20 protein-coding genes are annotated in these 22,699 nt (G+C 33.5%); 5 read left to right on the plus strand and 15 right to left on the minus strand.

From position 1 onward, the window contains the following. Positions 1 to 41 precede the first annotated feature (41 nt). Positions 42 to 1,511: an amidase gene (locus DESAMIL20_RS01245; RefSeq protein WP_086033062.1), complete on the plus strand. Its 1,470-nt coding sequence runs from the start codon at positions 42 to 44 to the stop codon at positions 1,509 to 1,511. A 5-nt stretch (positions 1,512 to 1,516) separates the two neighbouring features. After that, on the plus strand, positions 1,517 to 2,389 hold the full coding sequence (locus tag DESAMIL20_RS01250; protein WP_086033063.1) for a DMT family transporter: 873 nt from the start codon (positions 1,517 to 1,519) through the stop codon (positions 2,387 to 2,389). Here DESAMIL20_RS01250 and DESAMIL20_RS01255 read toward each other — a convergent pair. The 7 genes from DESAMIL20_RS01255 to DESAMIL20_RS01285 form a co-directional block, all read right to left on the minus strand. Then, positions 2,386 to 3,492 carry a branched-chain amino acid aminotransferase gene (locus tag DESAMIL20_RS01255; RefSeq protein WP_086033064.1) on the minus strand — a complete coding sequence of 369 codons (1,107 nt, stop codon included), beginning with the start codon at positions 3,490 to 3,492 and terminating at the stop codon, positions 2,386 to 2,388. The genes DESAMIL20_RS01250 and DESAMIL20_RS01255 overlap by 4 nt on opposite strands. 56 nt (positions 3,493 to 3,548) lie before the next feature. Then, positions 3,549 to 4,493, minus strand: a complete 945-nt coding sequence (locus tag DESAMIL20_RS01260; protein WP_204218543.1) for an MBL fold metallo-hydrolase — start codon at positions 4,491 to 4,493, stop codon at positions 3,549 to 3,551. 43 nt (positions 4,494 to 4,536) lie between these two features. After that, a complete protein-coding gene (locus tag DESAMIL20_RS01265; protein WP_086033066.1) occupies positions 4,537 to 5,238 on the minus strand; it encodes an ABC transporter ATP-binding protein in 702 nt (233 codons plus the stop codon). Then, entirely contained in the window at positions 5,225 to 6,004 is a 780-nt protein-coding gene (locus tag DESAMIL20_RS01270) for an ABC transporter ATP-binding protein (RefSeq protein WP_086033067.1), read from the minus strand. The genes DESAMIL20_RS01265 and DESAMIL20_RS01270 overlap by 14 nt, the downstream gene beginning before the upstream one ends. Next, positions 5,994 to 7,034 (minus strand): branched-chain amino acid ABC transporter permease, encoded by a 1,041-nt coding sequence (locus DESAMIL20_RS01275; RefSeq protein WP_086033068.1) that lies wholly within the window; start codon positions 7,032 to 7,034, stop codon positions 5,994 to 5,996. Before DESAMIL20_RS01275 ends, DESAMIL20_RS01270 begins: the two co-directional genes overlap by 11 nt. Before the next feature lies 1 nt (position 7,035). Continuing rightward, positions 7,036 to 7,929, minus strand: coding sequence for a branched-chain amino acid ABC transporter permease (locus DESAMIL20_RS01280; protein WP_086033069.1), 894 nt, complete (start codon positions 7,927 to 7,929; stop codon positions 7,036 to 7,038). Between the two features lie 85 nt (positions 7,930 to 8,014). Next, the gene (locus tag DESAMIL20_RS01285; RefSeq protein ID WP_086033070.1) at positions 8,015 to 9,151 is read right to left on the minus strand and encodes an ABC transporter substrate-binding protein; all 1,137 of its coding nucleotides are present in this window, start codon (positions 9,149 to 9,151) and stop codon (positions 8,015 to 8,017) included. A gap of 421 nt (positions 9,152 to 9,572) precedes the next feature. On the opposite strand from DESAMIL20_RS01285, the gene gdhA reads away from it, so the two are divergent. After that, complete coding sequence (gene gdhA / locus DESAMIL20_RS01290) at positions 9,573 to 10,919, plus strand: NADP-specific glutamate dehydrogenase (protein ID WP_239393357.1); 1,347 nt, start codon at positions 9,573 to 9,575, stop codon at positions 10,917 to 10,919. Between the two features lie 110 nt (positions 10,920 to 11,029). Here the strand turns inward: gdhA and DESAMIL20_RS01295 are convergent, their stop codons facing one another. From DESAMIL20_RS01295 to DESAMIL20_RS01330, 8 genes are read right to left on the minus strand one after another with little or no spacing between them, the layout of a single operon-like run. Beyond that, a complete protein-coding gene (locus tag DESAMIL20_RS01295) occupies positions 11,030 to 12,010 on the minus strand; it encodes a sodium:calcium antiporter (RefSeq protein WP_086033072.1) in 981 nt (326 codons plus the stop codon). Between the two features lie 45 nt (positions 12,011 to 12,055). Further along, positions 12,056 to 13,258: an MFS transporter gene (locus DESAMIL20_RS01300; protein ID WP_086033073.1), complete on the minus strand. Its 1,203-nt coding sequence runs from the start codon at positions 13,256 to 13,258 to the stop codon at positions 12,056 to 12,058. After that, entirely contained in the window at positions 13,251 to 14,009 is a 759-nt protein-coding gene (locus DESAMIL20_RS01305; RefSeq protein ID WP_086033074.1) for a menaquinone biosynthetic enzyme MqnA/MqnD family protein, read from the minus strand. The genes DESAMIL20_RS01300 and DESAMIL20_RS01305 overlap by 8 nt, the downstream gene beginning before the upstream one ends. Next, the gene (locus tag DESAMIL20_RS01310) at positions 14,006 to 14,548 is read right to left on the minus strand and encodes a class II aldolase/adducin family protein (RefSeq protein ID WP_086033075.1); all 543 of its coding nucleotides are present in this window, start codon (positions 14,546 to 14,548) and stop codon (positions 14,006 to 14,008) included. The genes DESAMIL20_RS01305 and DESAMIL20_RS01310 overlap by 4 nt, the downstream gene beginning before the upstream one ends. After that, entirely contained in the window at positions 14,538 to 15,143 is a 606-nt protein-coding gene (locus DESAMIL20_RS01315) for a DedA family protein (RefSeq protein WP_086033076.1), read from the minus strand. The genes DESAMIL20_RS01310 and DESAMIL20_RS01315 overlap by 11 nt, the downstream gene beginning before the upstream one ends. Beyond that, positions 15,140 to 15,934, minus strand: coding sequence for a DNA-3-methyladenine glycosylase family protein (locus tag DESAMIL20_RS01320; protein WP_086033077.1), 795 nt, complete (start codon positions 15,932 to 15,934; stop codon positions 15,140 to 15,142). The genes DESAMIL20_RS01315 and DESAMIL20_RS01320 overlap by 4 nt, the downstream gene beginning before the upstream one ends. Beyond that, entirely contained in the window at positions 15,927 to 17,591 is a 1,665-nt protein-coding gene (dnaG, locus tag DESAMIL20_RS01325) for a DNA primase (protein ID WP_086033078.1), read from the minus strand. The genes DESAMIL20_RS01320 and dnaG overlap by 8 nt, the downstream gene beginning before the upstream one ends. After that, positions 17,588 to 19,807 (minus strand): endonuclease MutS2, encoded by a 2,220-nt coding sequence (locus DESAMIL20_RS01330; RefSeq protein WP_086033079.1) that lies wholly within the window; start codon positions 19,805 to 19,807, stop codon positions 17,588 to 17,590. Before DESAMIL20_RS01330 ends, dnaG begins: the two co-directional genes overlap by 4 nt. A gap of 111 nt (positions 19,808 to 19,918) precedes the next feature. On the opposite strand from DESAMIL20_RS01330, the gene DESAMIL20_RS01335 reads away from it, so the two are divergent. Both DESAMIL20_RS01335 and uvrC read left to right on the plus strand, forming a co-directional pair. After that, positions 19,919 to 20,845, plus strand: a complete 927-nt coding sequence (locus tag DESAMIL20_RS01335; RefSeq protein WP_086033080.1) for a sulfurtransferase — start codon at positions 19,919 to 19,921, stop codon at positions 20,843 to 20,845. A 73-nt stretch (positions 20,846 to 20,918) separates the two neighbouring features. Next, the gene (uvrC, locus tag DESAMIL20_RS01340) at positions 20,919 to 22,697 is read left to right on the plus strand and encodes an excinuclease ABC subunit UvrC (RefSeq protein ID WP_086033081.1); all 1,779 of its coding nucleotides are present in this window, start codon (positions 20,919 to 20,921) and stop codon (positions 22,695 to 22,697) included. Positions 22,698 to 22,699 lie beyond the last annotated feature (2 nt).

The raw sequence follows: 22,699 nt of genomic DNA on the forward strand, positions 1-22,699 counted from the left end.
TAAGCTTGAATTAATAATTTAATTTAGTATAATAAATACTAATGAAAATAAAAGAATATGCTCAATTAGATGCTATAGATGTTGTGCAATTAATTAAAAAAAGCCAATTTAGTGCGAAAGATGTTTTAGATAGCGCGCTAAATCAGATTGAAACACTTAACCCAAAATTAAATTCAGTTATATTTACATTTTACGATCTTGCTAAAAAACAATTAGAAAAAGCAGATAAAAACTCGCCTCTATATGGTACAGTAATTTTATTGAAAGATAGTTTACATGATATAGAAGGTACTTTTTCTACATTAGGCTCAAAGCTTTTAAGGAATAATATTTCTACGCAAACATCAACATTTGTAAAGCGCTTATTAGATGCAGGTTGTATTGTTGTGGGTAAAACAAATCTGCCTGAGTTTGCCTTAATGGGCACAACTGAGCCAAAACTTTTTGGTCCTACAAGAAACCCATTTAATCTTGCCTACTCACCTGGCGGTTCAAGTGGTGGCTCAGCAGCAAGTGTTGCAAGTGGTATGGTAAGTGTGGCAACTGGCAATGACGGTGGTGGTTCGATCAGGATTCCCGCTTCGATGTGTGGTTTGTTTGGGTTTAAGCCGTCAAGGTATTTTACACCTATGGGTAGTGAGTTTTTTGATACTTGGATGGGTCTTGTTGTAAACCATGTATTAACAAAAAGTGTTAGGGATAGCGCTCTTTTTTTGGATATAGAGTATGGTTTTGATGGTCCAATTTATTTCAAAAAACCTATCGAGTCTTTTTTAGAAGAGCTAAATAAACCACTTGAGCCTTTAAAAATAGCTTTAAACACACACTCGTATTTTGGCAGTGTAAATAATGAAAATGTAAGAGCAACACTTGAGGTTGCAAAAATACTAGAAAGTTTTGGTCATATTATCGAAGAAGATGAACCAAAGGTGGATTTTGAGAAGCTCTACGATACCTATATTGATTCAATGTTTATCGAAACCGCTTTTTTATTGGATTATCTGGAAAATAAATTGCATAAGAAAATTACAATTAAAGATGTTGAACCATCAACTTACATACTTGCAAAAATAGGTGATAAATTAAACGCAAAATTAAATATACAAATTAAACATTTGTGGGATAAGACTGGTTTTTATATGCGATCATTTTTTGAAAAATACGATGTTTATATGACCCCAACGCTTGCAAATCCACACATAGAATTAGGTAGTCTGTTGCCTTCTAGTATAGAAGAATTTGCACTAAAGTCAGTTTCAAAACTAGATTTGTGTTTTTACATAAAGCCTATAGTTAAAAAAATTGCATTTAAGCAGTTAAGCGCATTTCCTTTTACACAGCTTGCAAACCAAACAGGTCTTCCAGCAATGAGCATACCAGCAGGTATAAGCTCAAAAAATATACCACTTGGGGTTCATTTTATGTCGGGTTATGCAAAAGACCATTTATTGTTAAGACTTGCAAAGCAGCTTGAAGAAACACCAATCTGGTTCAGGCCTCAAAAGAAATAACTATTATGCTTTATATAGCATTCGTTTTATTAATACTTGGCTGGTCATATACTGCTGTTGTTACAAAAATAGCTCTAAATTATATCGGTCCTTTTGAGTTTACATTGTGGCGCGTTTTGGTAGGGTTTTTCTTTTTATTTTTAATTACGGTTTTTATGAAAAAATTGGAAAAGCCTAAAAGCCTAATGTGGGCATTTTTGCTTGGTTTGTTTCAAAATGCTCTACCTGTTATTTTTTACAATCTTGCCTTAGTGTATTCTTCTGCTGGAAAAGTGACTGTTTTGGGTTATATTATGCCGTTTTGGACAATACTATTAGAACGATTAATTTTAAGGACAAAATTTGAAAAATTTAAATATATTCCCATTGGCTTGTCTTTTGTTGGGTTAATTCTTATTATGGAGCCATGGTGTTTTAGATCAAGTATTTTGGGGTATTTATTTGCAATACTTTATGGTATAAGCTGGGGTATTGGTAATGTAATTTCTGTAATTATTTGGGAGAAATACCCGCACTGGGATGTTTTTTCTTTGACATTTTGGCAAATGGTGTTTGTTGTTGTAATTGTAGTGTTTTTTAGCTTATTACTCCCATCATCAAAAACTACACAGATTAATAGCTATTTAATTTTTGCAATTCTCTACACGGGTACTATAGCAACTGCTTTTGCATGGTTTTTATGGATACTGTTGTTGAAAAAATTACCAGCAAGCATCGTTGGCCTTTCATCTCTTTCTATTCCTGTATTTGCCATGATTGAATCATGCATCCAACTGCATGAAAAATTTAGTTTTTTAGATTTAACAGGCTCTTTTTTGATTATTTTGTCACTTTTGATAATTTACTTACATTCTTTACAAAAAAAGACGCAAAATTAGTTTTGCGTCTTAAAACTTAGATTTTTTTCCACTTTTTTAAGCCATCCGTATGGAGCTTTTATCTTTCCTGTTTGGATACCCGTATAATAAGTGTAGATTTTTTTGGAGTATTCGCCAATTGAGCCATCCCCTACCGTTAAGATGGTATTATCTTCTAAAACATACTCGCCAACAGGTGACACAACAGCAGCGGTGCCAAATCCACCTGCTTCTATTATTTCTTTATTTTTAATTTTTTCGATAAATTCATCCAACAAAACCTTCTTTTGTATAACTTTAAGTCCTAAAGAGGTCTGTAATTCAATAATTGATTCAGAAGTAATACTTCTTAAAATAGTATCTGTAAATTCTGGTATAACAACAGTCCCGTCTTTTTCTATATGGTAGTGGTTCATAGCGCCTGCTTCTTCAATATACTTATTTTGAGCGTCTAAATAAAGAACCTGGCTTGCATCAAATTGCTTTGCAAATTCTCCGGCTCTTAAAGATGCTGCATAATTGCCTGCTGCTTTTGATTCTCCTGTTCCGCCGCTTACCGCCCTATGGAATTTCTTTGTTATAAGCAATCTAATTGGCTTTGTAAAGCCTGCTGGGTAATAGGGGCCGCTGGGGGATAATATCACTATATATTTGTAAGATTTACTGGGGTGTACGCCTAATGAATCTTCAGTTGCAAACATAAATGGCCTAATGTAGAGCGATGCACCTTCTTGAATAGGAAACCATAACCTATCAACATCGATTAGTGCATGTATTGCTTCAACTTGAAAATTTTCATCGATACTTGGCATACAAAGAATTTCTGCAGATTTATTCAATCTTTTAGCATTTTTATCAATTCTAAATGTATAAATTTCTCCATCTGGGTGCATAAAAGCTTTGCCGCCTTCAAAAAGCGCTTGGCCATAATGCAACACGGTTGCGCCAGGCGATATTGATAGTGGCCCATAAGGTATAATTCTAGCGTTTTGCCACTGGCCATCTTCGTAGTCTACAATCAACATATGGTCAGTCCTAATTTGCCCAAAAGGCAGACTTTGGGTAGGTTTTAATGCCTCACTTCTTCTTTTAGATTTTGGTTTTAAAAGATAAGCAATGTTCATAACACACTCCTTAAAATTAAAGTTATTTAGTTTTATATTACTTAATAAATTAAATGTCAAGTTTTTAAAAAGCAATAGGTATCATTTAGCGTGGCTATTTTGGCTTTATGCAACTCGACTAGATACAAAAGATGCGCTATTGCTTCTGAGTGAGCAAACCACTTTTGTGCAATAGGAAAATCCTCCCAATTTTTGTATTTTATATCCCAATGCATTTTCGAAGCTATTTCGTATGGGCTTTTTGGGATTTTTGGATCAATCAGGCTTAGTATTTCATTTAGTCTATCTTTATGATGTTCTTTTAACTCATCGATTCTTTTTTGGAGGTTATAAAAAATTCTTCTATGACCGGGCAAAACTGTTTTAACATTTAAATTGTAAACTTTATCAAGACTATCTAAATATTGCTTCAGTGGATTTTCATTTTCATATGCTGCAGATATATTGGGTGTTATGTCTTTTAAAACATGGTCTGAAGAAAAAAATAACTTTAGGTTTGGTTCATATAAACAAACAATGCCTTTTGTGTGGCCAGGTGTTTTAATACATTGAAAAGCAAAACCATCGTAATTTAATACTTCACCATCCTCCACAAATTTTACTTTAGCAGATAATTTACCTTTGAAAGCATATTTATAGCCTGGATGCTTTTGAATTGCATTTGAAAGGGCATTTATGGGGAAGCCATATTTTTTAGCGTATTGTGCTTCTTGCAGCCAAAATTCATCCCAATTTGTCCCCAATATGTATGGTGCATCTTCTTGCGTACAATAAACAGTAGATTGTGGCGTAGATAGTTTGCCAATAAGGCCACTGTGGTCTGCGTGCATGTGTGTTATTAAAAAATCTGTGTTTGATAAATCAACATCTAGTTTTAAAAGTGCGTTTTTTAGAGCCTCTTCGCACTCTGGCCTATTCATTCCCGTATCAATAATTAAATTTCTGTTACCTTTAATTATATAAGAATTTATTGATTTTAGAGGATTTTGTGGAAGAGGCACCTCGACTTTGTAAATATTATCTAAAATGTATTCTATATTAATTTTAAACCTCTCCTAAATAACTTTTTCTCACATCTTCGTTTTGTAGTAAATTGTCTGCTATATTTTCCAGTACGATTTTTCCTGTTTCAAGCACATATCCATAATGGGCTATTTTGAGAGCCATTGCTGCATTTTGCTCTACAAGCAAAATTGTCATTCCTTCACGATTTAGGTGTTGTATAATTTCAAAAACTTCCTGTACTACCTTTGGTGCCAAACCTAGTGATGGCTCATCAAGCATCAAAAGCGAGGGTTCACTCATAAGCGCTCTTCCAAGCGCAAGCATTTGCTGCTCGCCCCCAGAAAGTGTGCCAGCGTATTGCTTAGCACGTTTTTTTAAAATAGGAAATATTTGGAATATCCGTTCATACTTTTCTTCTAACTCAGCAGAAAGTTTGTTGAACGCGCCTATGCGCAAATTTTCTAATACTGTAAGGTTGACGAAAACTTTTCTTCCTTCTGGAACAAGGGCAATGCCGCGTTTTATGCGTTGGTATGTTTTTTCCTTTGATATGTTATGGGATAAGAAATTTACCTCACCGCTTGATGGCACAAGGCCTACAATGGATTTTAGTGTGCTTGATTTTCCTGCGCCATTTGGACCAATTAAAGTGACAATTTTGCCTTCTGGTACTTCAAATGATATGTTATCTACAGCATGGATCAGTTTATAATAGACACCTAAATTTCTAATTTTTAACATTTGCTTCACCTAAGTATGCAATAATTACTTTTGGATCTTTTTGAATTTCTTCTGGTGTTCCTTCTGCTATCTTTGCACCATAATCAAGCACATAAATTTTTTGACAAATTCCCATAACAAACTTCATATCATGCTCTATTAAAAATACTGTTAGGTTAAAAGTATCCTTGATTTCTTTAATAAAGTACATTAAGGCAATCTTCTCATTAGGGTTCATGCCTGCTGCTGGCTCGTCTAATAGTAAAAGCTTAGGAGAAGTAGCAAGTGCCCTTGCAATTTCCACTTTTCTTTGTTCACCATAGGAAAGACCTGTTGCTTTTAAGTGGGCTTTTTCTTTTAGATTAATTTTTTCCAGCAATTCTAGTGCTTTATCTTTTATTTCTTTTTCTTGTTTTAAAAAGCGTGGGGTTTTTAAAATGGGATCAAATAATCCATATTTGGTTTTATGAGCAAAACCAATCATTATATTTTCAAGTACTGTTAAATTTTCAAACAACCTTATATTTTGAAATGTCCTTGCCATACCAAGCGGCACAATTTTGTATGGTTTAAAACCAGCGATGTTGTTGCCTTCAAAAATAATACTACCTGTGGTAGGCTTTAGGTTGCATGTGATTACATTAAACATTGTGGTTTTGCCAGCACCATTGGGGCCAATGAGACCTGTTATACTTGATTTAGCAACACTTAATGATACATCATTTAAGGCAACTAGCCCGCCAAATTCCATTGTTATATGTTCACAAGATAGTATGTTATTTTGCATTTTTTCTTCCACCTTTTATAGCACTAAATAACCAATCCCATGAAAATTCCTTTTTACCCATTATGCCTTCCCTTGCAAAAATCATTACAAAAATCAATAGTAGAGCAAATATAATCATTCGAAGGCCGGGTATGCCTGGCGTTGTGATACCGAATATATGCATTGGCTGATCAAATACTCTGAGTAACTCAGAACCCCAAACTATAACAATAGTAGAAATAGCAGTGCCCGTAATGCTTCCAAGACCACCCATAACAATGATAACAAGTAGATTAAAGGTTAAGAAAAATGTAAAAAGTGTAGGAGATATAGTTGTTATCAAGTGCGCGAGCAAGCCTCCGGCAACGCCTTGAAAAAAGGCCCCTACAACAAATGCAATCATTTTCATTTTGAATGTATTTATACCCATTGCGACTGCGGCATCTTCGTCATCCCTTATTGCTTTCATGGCTCTACCGTAATTAGAATTTATTATGCTCATTACAACAAAAATAGTAAATAAAAGCCACCCATAACTCCACCAAACATTTGTGTAGCTTGATATACCTTTTAAGCCAAGTGGGCCGTTTGTTATTGTAATGGCATTATTTGCAATTATGTCTATAACTATGCCAAAGCCTAGCGTAACGATGGCTAAGTAGTCTCCTCGTGTTCTAAACACAGGAAAACCCAAAATAAAACCAAAAAATGCTGTTACTAAGCCAGCTACTATAAGCGCAGGCAAAAAAGGCAAATGAATAGAACCCAATATTGGCATAATAGGGTCTATTATAAACATTGCTTGCTTTTGCGCAGGCGTCAAGCTTAAAAGCGCTGCAGTATATGCACCTACTGCAGCAAATCCATTTGGAGCAAGTGAAAACTGACCAGCAATACCATTTATGAGATTGTAACTTACAGCAAATATCATTGTTATTGCAATATTATTTAGGATTATGATTGTATATTGATTAAAGTGGTGACTTGCGTAATATAAGAAAGCAAACAGCAATAATATACTTAAAATTGTTAAAATTGTATTTCTACTCATATTAAAATCTCTTCCTTTCTAATTCTTTTCCCATAATACCTGTTGGTTTAAACAAAAGTACAAGTATTAATAGCAAGAAGGCAAAAGCGTCCTTATAACCAGCTAAACTAGGAAAAAAGGCAACGATTAACACTTCTGAGATGCCAAGCACAAGCCCGCCAATTGCAGCACCAGCCACATCACCAATACCACCTAACACTGCGGCTGCAAAAGCTTTCAAACCAGGCATAATACCCATTAGAGGGTTTATTGAAGGATACTGTGTAGACCACAAGATGCCACCTACTGCTGCCAAGGAAGAGCCTATAAAAAAAACCAAAGAGATAACGATATCAACATTTATACCCATAAGACTTGTGGTATCTATATCTAGCGCAATTGATCGCATTGCCATACCATACTTTGTATGATGCAAAATATAGAGCAACACATATAAAAGTACAAGTGCCAGAATAGGTGTATAAATGCTTACAACGGGCAAGTATATTTGATTAAAATTTAGAACGCCTTGGAAAATAGGCGCGATTGGAAAAGCCTCTGGTACACCACCAAATAGCACTAAAAACAGATTCTCAAGAAAAAAAGATACACCAACAGCCGTAATTAACAAAGAAACACGGTTTGCATTGCGAATTGGCCTATATGCTAATCGTTCAACCAAAACACCAGCAAAGCCTGTTAGTATAATCGCAGTAGTAAAAGAGACCCACCACGGTAGCATAAATGCACTAATTCCAAAAAACGCCAAATATGCCCCTACCATTAAAATATCGCCATGAGCAAAGTTTATCATTCTTAAAACGCCATACACCATCGTGTAACCAATGGCAACAAGAGCATACAAGCTGCCCACAGAAATTCCATTTATTAATTGCTGTATAATGGTTGTTAACATTTATTTAGTCATCCTTTTAGAAAATATATAGTTTTTAATTTTGTAAAAGGAGCAGCAAGTGCTGCCCCAGAAGTAGCCTTTGAATTTAAGGATTGATTGTTGTAACATACACAAATTTGCCGTTTTCAACTTTCTCAATAACAGCTGGTTTTATCGCATCACCATTAACAAGCGTAATGCTGCCAGTTATGCCTTGAAAGTTTTTGGTTTCTCTAAGTGCTGTATTAATTTTGACTGGATTGTCTGATTTTGCTCTGTCGATTGCGTTAACTAACATAAAATATGAATCCGCTGATAAAGCAGCAAAGTTATCGGGTAATTTTTTGTATTTTGCCATATAGGCTTGCTCAAATTTTTTGCCCAAAGCAGTTTTTATAGCTTCTGGAGCAAAACCTGTTGTAAACGTTAAACCATTTACTGCAGAGCCACCAACTTTTATTAATGCGGCTTCTGCTGCACCATCCCCGGCTAATATTGTTTGTTTTAAGCCGAATTCCCTTGCTTGTCTTGCAAAAAGAGCCATTTCTTGATAATAGCATGGCATATAGATAATTTGTGGGTTTGAAGGCTTAAGAGCAGCTATTTGAGCAGAAAAATTGCTTTCTCCAGTTTGTATAAATGTTTTAGCTACAATTTTACCACCCAATTTTTTGAAATTTTCTTCAAAAAATTTTGCAAGTCCAACAGAGTAGTCTTGTGCTGAGTCTATAACAATTGCTGCAGTTTTTGCATGTAAATTTTTTACTGCATAAATGGCTGCAACTTTGCCTTGAAATGGGTCAATAAAGCATGCTCTTGAAATGAAATTTTTACCTTGAGTTAGCAATGGGCTTGTTCCAGTGGGTGTAATTAGCGGAATTTTGGCTTTTTCCACAATAGGTGTAGCAGACATAACATTACCTGAAATTAGAGGACCGATAATTGCATCGACTTTGTTGTTGTAGACAAGTTTGTTTACAGCATTTGCTGCCTGGACTTTATCGCCCTGATCGTCTACTAGTATAAGGTCAATTTTTTTACCCAAGGCAGTTGGCATAATTTCTTTAGCTACCTGTAGACCATCCCAAGAACTTTGTCCAAAAGCGGCAATTGGCCCTGTCATTGAAAATACAACACCAACCTTAATGGTGCTTTGCGCTGCAAGAGATTTGTTTGCACCAAATCCAAAAGTAAACACAGCTGCTAATACAAACAAGACTGTTTTAAACAGCGTACTTTTCATAAGAACCCCCTTTCTTAAAATTATTTCTTATTATAATTTTTTACTTTTAATAAGTCAACTATTTGTAATTAAAATAATTTAAAAATAAATGCATTTTTAATTAATTAACTTAATTAAAAATCTGAAGAAATTTTGGCAATGTTAACTCAATTGTGTTGCTCATTCTGTTTCTTTTGTATCCCCACTCTTTCTGCTAGTTCTTGCTTTTCTTTAAACATTCGTACTCAATACATTAAGCCTTTTTGATTTGATATGCTTTATATAAAGTTTGCTTCGTTAGCCTCTCTTTACTTAGGGCTTAACACTATTCATTGTACACTGCCTGCGAAAAAAATTGACATAATATATGTAAATTCATATAATAAATATGATAAATGTACTTTTATATTTATGTATATTAAAAATTTGGAGGAGGTTATTTGTGTTTGGTGTTGATGAAAAATTGGAATCTATTTACAAAGAGGTGACAGATAGGAATACCGGAGAAACTGAATATCTTCAGGCGGTAAAAGAGGTATTAGCTTCACTACCACCAGTGCTTGCTAAACATCCTGAGTTTTATGAATATAATATCATTGAGCGTCTTTGTGAACCTGATCGTCAAATTATATTCAGGATTGTATGGGAAGATGATAAAGGTGAATTGCATATAAACAGAGGCTTTCGCATTCAATTTAATAATGCTTTAGGTCCTTATAAAGGAGGATTAAGATTTCACTCCTCCGTTTATCTGGGAATTGTAAAATTTCTTGGATTTGAACAGATCTTTAAGAATGCTTTAACTGGAATGCCAATAGGCGGGGCCAAGGGCGGTTCCGACTTTGATCCACATGATAAGTCAGACCGAGAAATAATGAGATTTTGTAGAAGATTCATGACAGAGCTATACAGATATCTGGGAGATGATATAGATGTTCCAGCAGGAGACATAGGAGTTGGCCAAAGAGAAATAGGTTATTTGTTTGGGCAATATAAGAGGTTAACTCACAAATTTGAAGCTGGAGTCATAACAGGTAAAAAACTGAATTGGGGAGGAAGTCAGGTAAGAACGGAGGCTACGGGTTATGGGCTGGTATATTTTGTGGATGAAATGTTGAGAGATCATAAAAAATCATTTGATGGTATGAAGGTAACGATTTCTGGCTCTGGAAATGTAGCTATATATGCGGCGGAAAAGGTGACTCAGTTGGGCGGAAAGGTTACCGCAATGAGTGATTCAAAGGGTGTAATTTATGATGAAAGTGGTATCAATGTTGAGACGGTAAAACAGATTAAAGAGATTGAAAGAAAGAGAATTAAGGAATATACAAAGTTTCATGAAACGGCTACTTATTATGAGGGCGGCAATATATGGAAAATCAAAACAGACATTGCCTTGCCCTGCGCTACGGAAAACGAACTAACAAAAAAAGATGCAGATACACTGATTAAGGATGGTGTCATTGCCGTTGGTGAGGGCGCCAATATGCCGACCACACCCGAAGGAATTAAAACTTTTTTAGATGCAGGAGTTTTATTTGCACCCGCTAAAGCGGCTAATGCAGGTGGTGTGGCAACATCAGCTCTAGAAATGATTCAAAACAGCCGTCATGATGTCTGGACATTTGAGTATACAGACAAAAGGCTAAAAGAGATTATGGTGAATATATATAAAACTTGCAATGAAACATCAGATGAGTTTGGATCGCCGGGAAATTTAATCACAGGTGCTAATATAGCAGGATTTATTAGAGTGGCAACGGCTATGATAGATCAGGGCGTTATATAGGTTTATCTCTAAAACAAAAAAGTCTGGGGTTAGGGAATGTTGGCTACTTTTTTTATACTGATATTAGCTACTCCACCTAACGCTAGTCAAGAATAGGTTTATTTAACCACTTATATAATTTTAAGCAAATAATAAATGTAGGTGAATAAATTGATGCTAAATATAAATCCATTTAATTTTTTAAAAGCATAGGTCCAAAAAAGCATTAATGCTATGTTAAATAATGCAATATAAGCACTAAGAAGAGCGCTTTGCGTTATTGTCCACTCGGTTAAAAGTATACCAATACTAACTGGAAAGCTTGATTGAAAAACCATTGCACCGCTAATGTTACCAAAGGCTAAAATATCTTTATTTTTAAGCGTCCACGTTAGAGAGTTAATTTTTTCCGGCAACTCAGTTGCAATAGGAGAAATAAGCAGGGAAAATATCAGTGGATTAAACCCGAAATGCTGGCTTAAAGTACTTAATTGATTTACAAATGCATAAGCTCCAAAAATCATAACAGACAAAGAGAAAAACAACTGAAAAAAGCCTACAAACAAATTTTCTTTTAGCTTTAGATATTTTGAAAATGATAATTTGTCTTCAAATTCTAACTTTGAACTTCTGCCTTTGAATGTTAAATACATGTATAATATATAAATCAAAATTATTACTAAAGCCATTAAATGTTTTAGGTTAGTCAACTGGGTTGTTGCAATTGCAAGCGTATAAGATATCAAAAAAAATATTAAGTCTCTCTTTGTAGTTTTTTTCTCTATGTTAACATTAAAAGTACCTTTTTTAAAGAAATACCTTATTGTAACGCCTATGCCGACCATAAAAAAACCAAGCGTTGAAAGCATAAAAGGTGCGCCAAGTATAGCACCTATGCCAATTTCGTGTGCTGAATGTTTTAAAAATAAAATTGCAATAACGGGTAGTATAGTTTCTGGCAAAGCAGTGCCAATAGCCGCTAAAATTGAGCCAATTACTGCTTGGGAAAGGTTTAATTTAAAGCCAATATATTCTAAAGAGTTAGTAAAAGTCTCACTTGCAATAACTATAAAAAAAATACTTAGCAAAAGCAATGCAATTGGTATAACCATTAAAAATTATGTTAACATATAAAGCTAATTGAGTCAAGAAATTACTTATTCTGTTGGGAAGTTAAAGTCTTTAAAAAATTTTTTGTAAAAAATTAAGTATAGTCCTTGCAAAAAAGCAGCCATAAAAAATGGTATTGCAAAAAGGCTAGCATCAAAAAGAATACCGGCAACGTAAGGACCTATAGAACGTGGGAACTGCATAGAAGCTGAATTTATGCTTACCGCAAACCCTCTTCTTTTGTCTCTAACTAGACTTACAGTAAGTGCTTGCCTTGCACCTGCTGAGCTTCTATTAAAAATCTGATGAAAAATGTAAAATATTGATGCTATAATGTAGGATGGTGCAAGTGGTAATAGAATTAAGAAAACTAGTCCAATAAGCCTTTGGATAAAAACAGATTTTATAATGCCAACACGTAAAGAGAGTTTGCCTGTATAAAAAGATAGTATAGCGCTAAGTAAAAATGTTATTGCAAAAATTAGGCCAATGTGCTTTGCACCAACCCCAAATCTTACGGCAAAAAAGTAGGCTATTAAGGGGCCTTTAAGGCCAATTGCTAAACCATTAATACTGTTTAGCCCTATAAGCTTTAATAAGTTAAAATTTTCTTTTTTATTAACGCTTTGTTCTTGCGTATTTGATAAGCTTGATTTTGCAACTTTTGATCTATAGTTTTCTTTAACTTCTAACAGTAAAACTAGCGTTAATATTGCAAACACAAATATTATTATATATGGTAGTTGATATTCTAAATTATTTTGCTTAAATTTTAAAAAAGAAAAAACCATTGCAAAAGCAGAGCCGATTGACATACCCAAAAATCCCAAAGCAGTATTTAAGCTAAAAATGGCTCCTCGCGTATTTGGTTTTATATTTTCTGCCAAAAGCGCTTGTTCTGCAGGCGAAAAAGGACCTGCTGCGCCATTTGCGCCAAGGCCGAAACTCCCAAAAGCACTAAAAATCGCAATGGCATAAATATCGGTTGCAAAAAGCATACCTAGGCTTGCAATCATCAAAAGTACGGTGTATATCACTAAAAAAGGTTTTCGTTTAGTTTTATCGCTAATTATACCCACGAATAAACTTCCAAAAGCACCAAATAAGCTTACAAATGTGTAAACCAATCCTATTTGAAAGCCATTATAGCCCATTGCTTTTAAGTATAGAGCAAAGTCGACGATTAAGAGACCTTGCCCAATGCTCCTTAAGAATCTTACGAATAAGAGATATTTTATGTTTTTATTCATTTAAAAAATGCAAATTTGATTTTTTAGAGGTTAGGTTAAGTTTATACGCATACTCAAAGAATATCTCAAGCGATTTTATTTTATTTTCGCCTAGATCGTAGGATAAATTATTTTTTAAGTAATCATAGGCTTTGTTGTAATCATAATTGTGCGTATCACAAAAAGCTTCGGCAATTGTTTCTAAATGATTTATACCCCAATTTTTTGCTTTTAAAAATAAGTCAGTGTAATGCGTTGGTATTTTTTTGTTTGCAATCCACAGCGCAAACACAAAAGGGTACCCGCTAAATTCCATCCATTCATAAGCCAAATCAATAACTTGCTCATCTGTGTGTTCTATGCGATAGAGCGCATTATCCCCTATAACAAGCTCACAATCAGCTTTATCTTCAGTGTATTCTACACCAATCTTATACTTATAAGCAAATAGAATTTTAGTTAATGCAACGGATGTATTTGAATTTTTATCAAGCTTAACAGTTTTGACTTTATTGAGAGGTTTTTTTAAAAATAATGCCACACTTTTTACTTTGTAATCGCTTGATATGCAAACATTTGGTATAATGTAATGATCAGATTTTGCATACTCAATTGAGGGTGCTATACCCACATCAACCTGTTTTTCGTAAAGCATTTTTGCGCATACTGATGGCATTTTTCTGATAAACTCAATATCGTTATCTATTATTTTATTTACAAGTGCAAAATAAAGTGGGTAAGCGTTTAAAAAATCAACCAGTACAACTTTCATGCTTTATCCTCCAAAATAATGATTTTAGAGCTAAACTCTAATGCACTAACTAGTTTTGAAGCGTTAAATAAATTATCAGAAATCGCAAAAACGCCGTGTCCTTTTGCCACAACGATCTGTTTTTTTGATTCAAAAAAATACTGAGCTATTGCATATTTTGCCTCATCCCAATTTTTTATATCGAGCACATCAACCTGTTTTAAAAATAACCTGCCTTCGTGGTCTTTAGGTGTAATTTTGCTATGTTTTATTGATAGGGCAACCGTGTAAGGACTATGGGCATGTACTATTGCTTTTACCTCATCAATTTTTTTGTAAATATTAACATGCAGTTCTACCTCACTTGAAGCGGCATTCCAGCGAACATCCCTTTCCAGCTCAATTTTTACAATATCCTTACTTTTTAAACCAAATAAACTCATGCCAGTTTTTGTTATCCAAATTCCATCTTTTACCTTAGAGCTCATATTACCACTTGATGCATCAACAAGTCCCATCAAAAATAGCATGTCTCCAATTCTTTTAAACTCACTTATCATATTTTCTCCTGTAAATGATATATCCTGCAATTAATACTAGTGCGAATATAAGTAAACCTAAACTAAATCTGTGCATATAGTATTTTAGAAGATCTGGATTTTTACCTACAAAATAGCCAATAAAGGCTAATCCAGCAGTGTATATTAAAGCACCCGCTGTTGTAAAAAGGCTAAATGCAAATACTCTCATTTTCGAAAGACCAGCGGGTATAGAAATTAGGTGTCTAATTGTAGGCAAGAGTCTTCCAATAAAAACACTTATCGCTCCGTGCTTTTCAAAGAAAATAACTGTTTTTTTCAAAGCATGATCAAGTCTAAAGATTCTTCCAAACTTTAAAACAAATTTTAAGCCCAGAGTTTTTGAAATATAATAATTAAAAAGTGCTCCGAACAAACTTCCAAGTGTTCCATCAATAATCACTATCCATAAATTCATTTTTCCAGTAGCTGCTAAATATCCAGCAGGAGGGATGACAAATTCTCCAGGCAGTGGCACAATAGAGCTTTCCAAAAACATCAATAAAAAAATACCAATGTATCCTGATGCTCCAATAGCATTTACTAAAAAATTAGCAAAATCAACTAGGTAACTCATATAACTCCTTTTTTTGCTGCCAAAAATAAGTATTGTTGGGCAACACCGGCGTATTTTCCAAAATAATCTTTTCCGAATTCTTCAATAATTCTTACACTTTGTTTAGTATCGTTAAAATAAAGTTTTTCTATAATTCTTTTTATCCATACATCAGTGCAAAATACCTCGTAGCGTCTATATGCAAAAAGCAAGATGCAATCTGCTACCTTGGATCCTATCCCTTTTATACCCATTAATTCTTTTTTTGCAAAATTAGTATCGAGATTGTGTAAATAATAAAAGAATTCCTTGCTCTTTTGCAGCTGAGCTATATATTTTTTTCTAAAGCCAAAACCGCAATTTTGTAGTTTATTTTCATCGAAGTCTACACCACAGACTGGAAATGTGTAACCAAGACCCGTTTGGTTGCCGTATACCGTACACATTCTATCTAGCATTAGCCTTATGCGCTTAATATTATTAAAAGCTGAGCATATGAAAGACACAGTAGCCTCATAAGGGTTTTGCGTTAATATAACTAAGCCTTCAAAAGCTTTTACTGCTTTTTTTATGTATTTGTCAACTGAGATCTGCTCAATAATCTTATCAAAGTCAATATCTAGCGAGAAAAATCTCTTTATATAGTTTTCATCGGCATTGTTATAGTATAAGTAATTGCCGTCAAAATACACATCAAAAATTACGCTAGAAAATATTCTGTAGCCATCGTTTATTTTTGATATCCTAAAAATCTGGCCACTTTCTAATGTATATTCTAAATTAAATTTAAATGGCACCTTTATTTTATTCATTCTTTAGCCTTTGCAGTTTATTTTTGGTTTGCCTGTAGGATTCTTTTAATTCTTCATTGTCTGGATCTTCGGCAATTCTTTTTAAGTAATAGTGCATTTGTTTTTTGAGCTTTTCCAACTCTAAAGTATTCATAAGCATTAAAAAATTTGCGCGTTTTTGAGAAATTGATTCTTCTTGCGTTAATAAATACAATTCATAGCACATTGAAGCACTTTGTTTATCCAAAGTGGATACAAATTGTTCAAAACTAACGTCTTTGTTTTGCGTAAGTTTAAAAAATATCTCTTTAAGCACAACGTCAAAGTTCTTTGCAAATTCTTCCTTGTCTTCTATCCAATCTAGTAAAAAAGGGTCTTTTAGTAGGTAAGAAATTATGTAGTGGCTTTTTGTGTATGTTTTTTTGGCTGTCTCTTGCGATTTATAGTTTTTTTGAACAATGTTTAAGTTTAGAAGTCGTCTTGCTTTTGAGTAATATAGGCTTTTTAACACAGAGTCGCTAATATTGTCTATGGCATTTTTTATAGCATTAATTGCACTGGCAACTGATATTGGTTGTGATTGACTAAGTCTAGCATTTTGCAAATTGTGCTGTTTTAATATCTTTTCTTCTAAAAAACTGAAATAGTCTTTTGCGCTTTGCAATAGTTTTTTATACTCTTGTATAGAGTATTTCATTACAAAGCTATCTGGATCTTCTTTTTGTGTATCATTAAGGCTAAACTCTACCACATATGCATCCAACTGACCCAAAACTTTGGTGTTTTTTAACATTGCGTTTATACCGGCTTCGTCTGAGTCGAAATTGAAGTAAATTTTATCAGTGTATCTTTTGATAAGCCTAATGTGGTAATCGGACAAATTTGTGCCCATTGTTGCGCTTGTGCACTGCAAACCTTCTTGGTATAATCTGATGCAATCAAAATAACCTTCACAAACTATAAGGTAATCTTTTGTGTAGGTTTTTGCTTTATCAAAACCATAGAGCAATCGCTGCTTTAAAAATATGGCAGTTTCTTTCGTATTTATATACTTTGCTTTTTGGTTATCATGCAGGGCTCTGCCTGCAAACCCTACAATCTTACCATATTCATCGGATATTGGAAACATCAATCTTCCAGCAAATATATTGTAAGCGTTGGATACAATCCCACTTTCGTTAAGTAGCTTGATTGAGTATTTTTTAAGTAAAAAATCCACTAGCGAGTTGTCATTTGGGTTATAACCGAGTTGAAAGACTTCCTGGGTTTCCTGTTTTATTTGTCTTTTTTCAAGATAATTTTGCGCAAAGTCAGAATTTTTAAGTTTTTTTTGAAAAAATTCGCATGCAAATTTGTTTACATCAAACAATAGGTTTTCTTTCTTTGTGCTTTCATCTTCGGAATTAATCTCTAACCCAAGCTGAAGCGCCAAATTCTTAATAGCCTCTTTAAAATCTAAATTTTCAATTTTCATATAAAAAGTTATTACATCACCACTTTCTCCGCAACCAAAACAATGAAAAAATTGTTTTTCTTTGTTTACAGTAAAAGACGGCGTTTTTTCGGAATGAAAAGGGCATAAACCAATATAATTATTACCGCTTTTTTTTAAATTTATGTACCTATTTATAAAATCGACGATGTCCAATCTACTTTTAATTTCTTCAACTAAATTCATTTCAAAATCACTATTGTAGCACCATCTCCGCCTAAATTAGGTGGTGCCATCGAAAAACTCTCAACCGATTTGTGTTCTTTTAATAAATTCCTTACCATTTCTTTCAATACACCACTACCTTTTCCATGGATTATACGAACTTCTTTGATGTTGTTTAAAGCAGCATACTCCAAGAATTGTAAAACCTCTAGTTCTGCTTCAAACGCATGCATGCCAATAATGTTTAGCTCTTTTGTTTCTTTTGGTGAATGAATTACATTTAAGCTGCTCTGTTTAATTTTTGGTTGCTTTTTTTCAAGCAATGATGTTTTTGCACTAACTATTTTGCCATCTATATTGACTTGAACGTATTCACCTTTAATACCAATTATTGTACCAATAGATTTTCCAAGTTGAACGGTATCCCCTTTTTCAAATGTTTGAGGATTGTTTAGGTTTTGTATTTTTGGGTGTATGTTTGCCGTTTCTAGTGTATTTACAAGTCTTTGAGCGTCTTTTATTTCTTTTGTTTTGATAACTCTTGATATTTCTTTTTTAAGGGAGTCAAACAAATGGTTATATTGATTTACTGTTTCATTATGTTCGCTAAGCAAATTTTGTTTTAGTTGAGCTATTTCAAGATTGAGCTTATTAAAAAGCATCTTGTATCTTTTTATAAGATTTGTATATAAAGCTTTTTTATTTATCATATCATTGAGCTCTTTTTCATATTTGTCAAATATTTGACTTTCTTTTGATTCAAAAACCTTTTTTGAGATTTCAAATATTTCATTGTTTAAGTATTTTTGCATAATTTCTATACCGTAGCTTTTGCCAATTTTACCAAAAACAAGTTTATAGGTTGGCTGTAATTTTTCCTCATTAAATTCAAAAGCAGCTAATCGCACATTGTCTATTTCTTTTAGTTTGTATACTAAGTTTCTATAATGCGTGCTCATTATAAGCATTGGGTTTTTTTTATTCAGATAAGAAAAGATAGCATATACTATGGCGTAGGCTTCTTCTGGGCTTGTGCCACTTCCTGGCTCATCCAATAATATTAGCGAGTTTTCATCAAATTTCTCAATTATTTCTTTTATTCTCACCATATTGGAAGAAAAGGTACTTAAGCTTTCGGTTTGCTGCTCATCGCCTATAACGGCAAAAACGTTTGAGACTTTGCCAACACAAAAGTATTGCGCACAAACTGGAATAGTTGCAAACGCACATAGCACAGCCAGCCCTACTTGCTTTATAAACACTGTTTTGCCGCCGGTATTTGGTCCTGTTATGATTAAAGACCCATTTAATTCTAAACTGTTTCCTACAACATTTTGCTGCGTTTTTAAAAGCAAAGGATGTTTTAAATCTTGTGCAATAAGGCGCTTTGTTTCATCAAAGTGTGTTAAATGTGCATCAAATTTATTTGCAAATAAAATTTTTGCACAAAAACTATCGAGTTTTGCCAGTTCTTTTGTATTATGTATAAGTTCTTTAGTGTACTTTCTAATTAGGTTGGTAAAAGCTGTTAAAATTTTTTGAGTTTCTTTGGTTTCTTCCAAAATTAAATCTTCAAGATAATTATTTTTTTCAAACACTTCGTATGGTTCTACAAAAAAACCTGCTTTTGATATATCGACCTTTCTGGCTTTAATGTACTCTTTGTAGTTTGGTTTAACCAGTATCGTAAACCTAGAATTTTTCAAAAACACATTTGTGTCAAGCAAGATATTTTGCAACCCTTTTTTTCTTACAAAAAAGTGCAAAAACGTAGCTATCTCATCCTTTGTGGATTTTATTTTAGAACGCAAAAAAGAAAGCTTTTTTGTGCTTGCGTCCTTAACGTATCCTGTTTCGTCTATTGTTTGGGCTATTAAAATTTTTAATTTATCAAGGTTTGCAAATGTAATGTAATTTTTTAGTTTATCCTCAAGATTTTTATTTAAGTTGCTAATAAAATCAATAAAAGTATATACGTAGTAAATTTCTTTTGCGCTTAATATAGAGTATGAAGCTTGATTTAAATAGGTGTCTATGTATATATCGTCTAGAGTTGGAATTGATTTGCCAAGAACTTCAAAGAAAATTTCCAAAAATTTTGTACTTTGTTGTACTGTTTCAAAATCAAATATAGGCTCAATTTGAGCAGTGTATTCTTTCCCATAAGTTGTTTGAGCAAACTCGTTTAGTATATTTTTTAATTTATCAAACTCTAAAATTTCAACACAACTTTTCATACCTTCGATATTATATACACTAATTTAAATTTTTGAAAAAATTTTTTAGGGTTGAAATTTTATAATATATGTATATTATAGAGTAAGAAATTCACTTACTAGGAGGTAGTTATGTTAAAGCGCGTAGCTTTAGTGTCGTGTTTTGCTTTACTTTTGTTATTCAACTTTGCATTTGCAAAGGTTGGTATTTTAAGCACTCAAGAAGTTGCATCTATGATTGGTAAAAAGGGCGTGGTAATTGTTGACGCAAGACCTCAAGAAGCCTATTTAAAAGCTCATTTATCTAACGCAATTAATTTGACACCCGCAGGCGAGCTTTTTAGCGAAAAATATGGGGTTAAAGCAGCAAGTATCGCAAATAATACCCAGCTTGAAGAAGTTTTGTCAAATGCAGGTATTTTGCCTGCAGACACTGTAATAGTTTATTCTGGTGGCGATAACCCCGCTTTTTTTCTAACCAATGCAACAAGGGTTATATTAGCTCTAAAATGGGCTGGTGTAAAAAATGTTTATTTTATGAATGGTGGTTTTGAAAAGTGGGTAGATGAAAAAAGGCCTCTACAATCTGGCCAGGTGAAGCTGTCAAAAACTCAGTTTGTTATAAATCACAATGCACCTCAATCTTACATTTTTAGTGATTTTGTTGAATGGGCTGTAAATAATGAAAATAAAATACAAATTGTTGATGTAAGACCAACTCCCCAATATACAGGTGAATTTACCAGCGATAAGCGTCTTGCAAAATTTGGCCATATAAAAGGGGCATTAAATTTGCCAGTTGGAGAGTATGTAAAAAAAGTGGATAATTACTTTTTAGTTAAAACTCCTCAAGAAATGGAAGGAATGCTTAAAAAAGCAGGTATAAATCAAGACAAACCAATCATTTCTTATTGCAATACAGGTTATTTTGCAAGTGGTTTATGGTTTGTTGAAAGAGCTTTGTTTGATAACGAGTTAGTTTTCACATACAATGGCTCAATGGTAAGTGCTTCAAGAAATCCAAATATACCGATTGTAACTGGATCATCCCCTCTATAACAATATTTAGCAAAGGGCAAACATGCGCCCTTTGCTCCCTCTACAATTAAAAAATTTTTGATATAATCAAGCTATGAGTTATGTAGAAATTTTTGCGGACAAATCCCTTTTACATGATATTCCAAAACTTCCCGGTGTATATAAGATCTTTTCCCAGGAAAACGAGCTTTTGTATGTGGGCAAAGCTAAAAATTTAAGAAACAGGCTTGCTTCTTATCTTAGAAAAAATATTGATCCATACAAGCAAAGAATGCTGCAAGAAGCCTACGGTGTAGAGTTTATAGTTACAAGCACACAAGAAGAAGCCTTGCTTTTAGAATCCAACTTAATAAAAAGCCAAAGACCACCTTATAATATAGTTTTTAGGGATGATAAAAGTTACCCATATTTGCGCATAACTTATAGTGAAAAATTTCCGCGTGTAACCTACTCAAGGCGTATAAAAAACAAAAATGATTTTTATTTTGGTCCATTTCCGTCTGCAGATAGTTTGCATTTGTTAATTAAAGTGATAAAGGATTATTTTAAAATTATTCAAAAAGATGATAAAAATTGTCAAAAAACAAACCAAAAGCCATGCATCTACTACCAAATGAATAAATGTTTAGCACCATGCGCACAGTTAATTAGCCAAGGGGACTATTTAAGGTTAATGGATGATATAAAAATACTCTTGTCAAAAAACCACAATGTATTAAAACATAAAATTATTGAGCAAGTAAAAGAATATGCTCAAAACGAACAATTTGAAAAAGCGATTGAGCTAAGAGATGCGCTTAGTGCAATAAACATATTAAAAGAAAAACCCATTGTTACAGACACAAAAGCTGAAATATTGGATTGCTTTGCTTTTTTTGAAAGCGAAGGTGTAACATGCGCTTATATTTTGAATATTAGATTGGGTAAAGTTATAGCGGGCAAGAGTTTTTTCTTTAATAAAAGTTTTGATTTAGAGTTAAAGCAAGAATTTATCATCCAGTATTACCTGCAAGGCGAGCTATTACCCCAAACAATCTTAACAGACGAAAAGGTAAATATACCAGAGCTCTTATTTGAAAAAAAGATAGAAGTACAAAACCCAAAGCGCGGTGAAAATCTAAAAATTTTGCAATTAGCTCAAAATAACGCAAGACAGCAGTTAGAACTGCACCTTTCAAAAATTAATGCAAACTTAGAGATATTTAAACAAATTAAATTATTGCTAAATCTGGATAAAATACCCTATTATTTTGATGTATTTGATATTGCACATATCAGTTTTGAAAATGTAGTTGCTGGGGCCGTGCGCTTTGATATCGGTGGGTTTAATAAAGCATATTATAGAAAATATAAATTGGAGTCAAAGTTTGAATATGATTCTATGAAAGAAGCTATTTGTAGGCACATAAATTTACTTAAGAATTCAAAAAGTATACTGCCTGATGTAGTAGTCATAGATGGTGGCCAGATTCAACTGAAAGCGGCTTTGGAGTGTCAGCTAAATGCTATTGGTATAGCCAAAGAAAAAATTGACCACAAAACGCTAAGAAGCCTTTATGATGTGAAAGACAGCATCTATCTGCCAGAAGGCAAGGTGGATGTTGATAAAAGTTTGCTTAATTTTTTACAAAAATTGCGTGATGAAGCACACAGATTTGCAAACGCATACCACAGAAACCTAAGAACTCGCACTACAATCGCAAGCGCACTTGATAGAATTGAGTTTATTGGACCAAAGCGTAAAAAAAAGCTTTTCGAAAAGTTTGGAAGTATTGAAAATATTAAAAAAGCTTCAATTGAGGAGCTCTGCTCAATAAAAGGAATTACAGTCAGCATTGCCCAAACAATAAAAGAAAAACTCAAAGAATACTAAAA

Source organism: Desulfurella amilsii, assembly GCF_002119425.1.
GTDB classification, from domain to species: domain Bacteria; phylum Campylobacterota_A; class Desulfurellia; order Desulfurellales; family Desulfurellaceae; genus Desulfurella; species Desulfurella amilsii.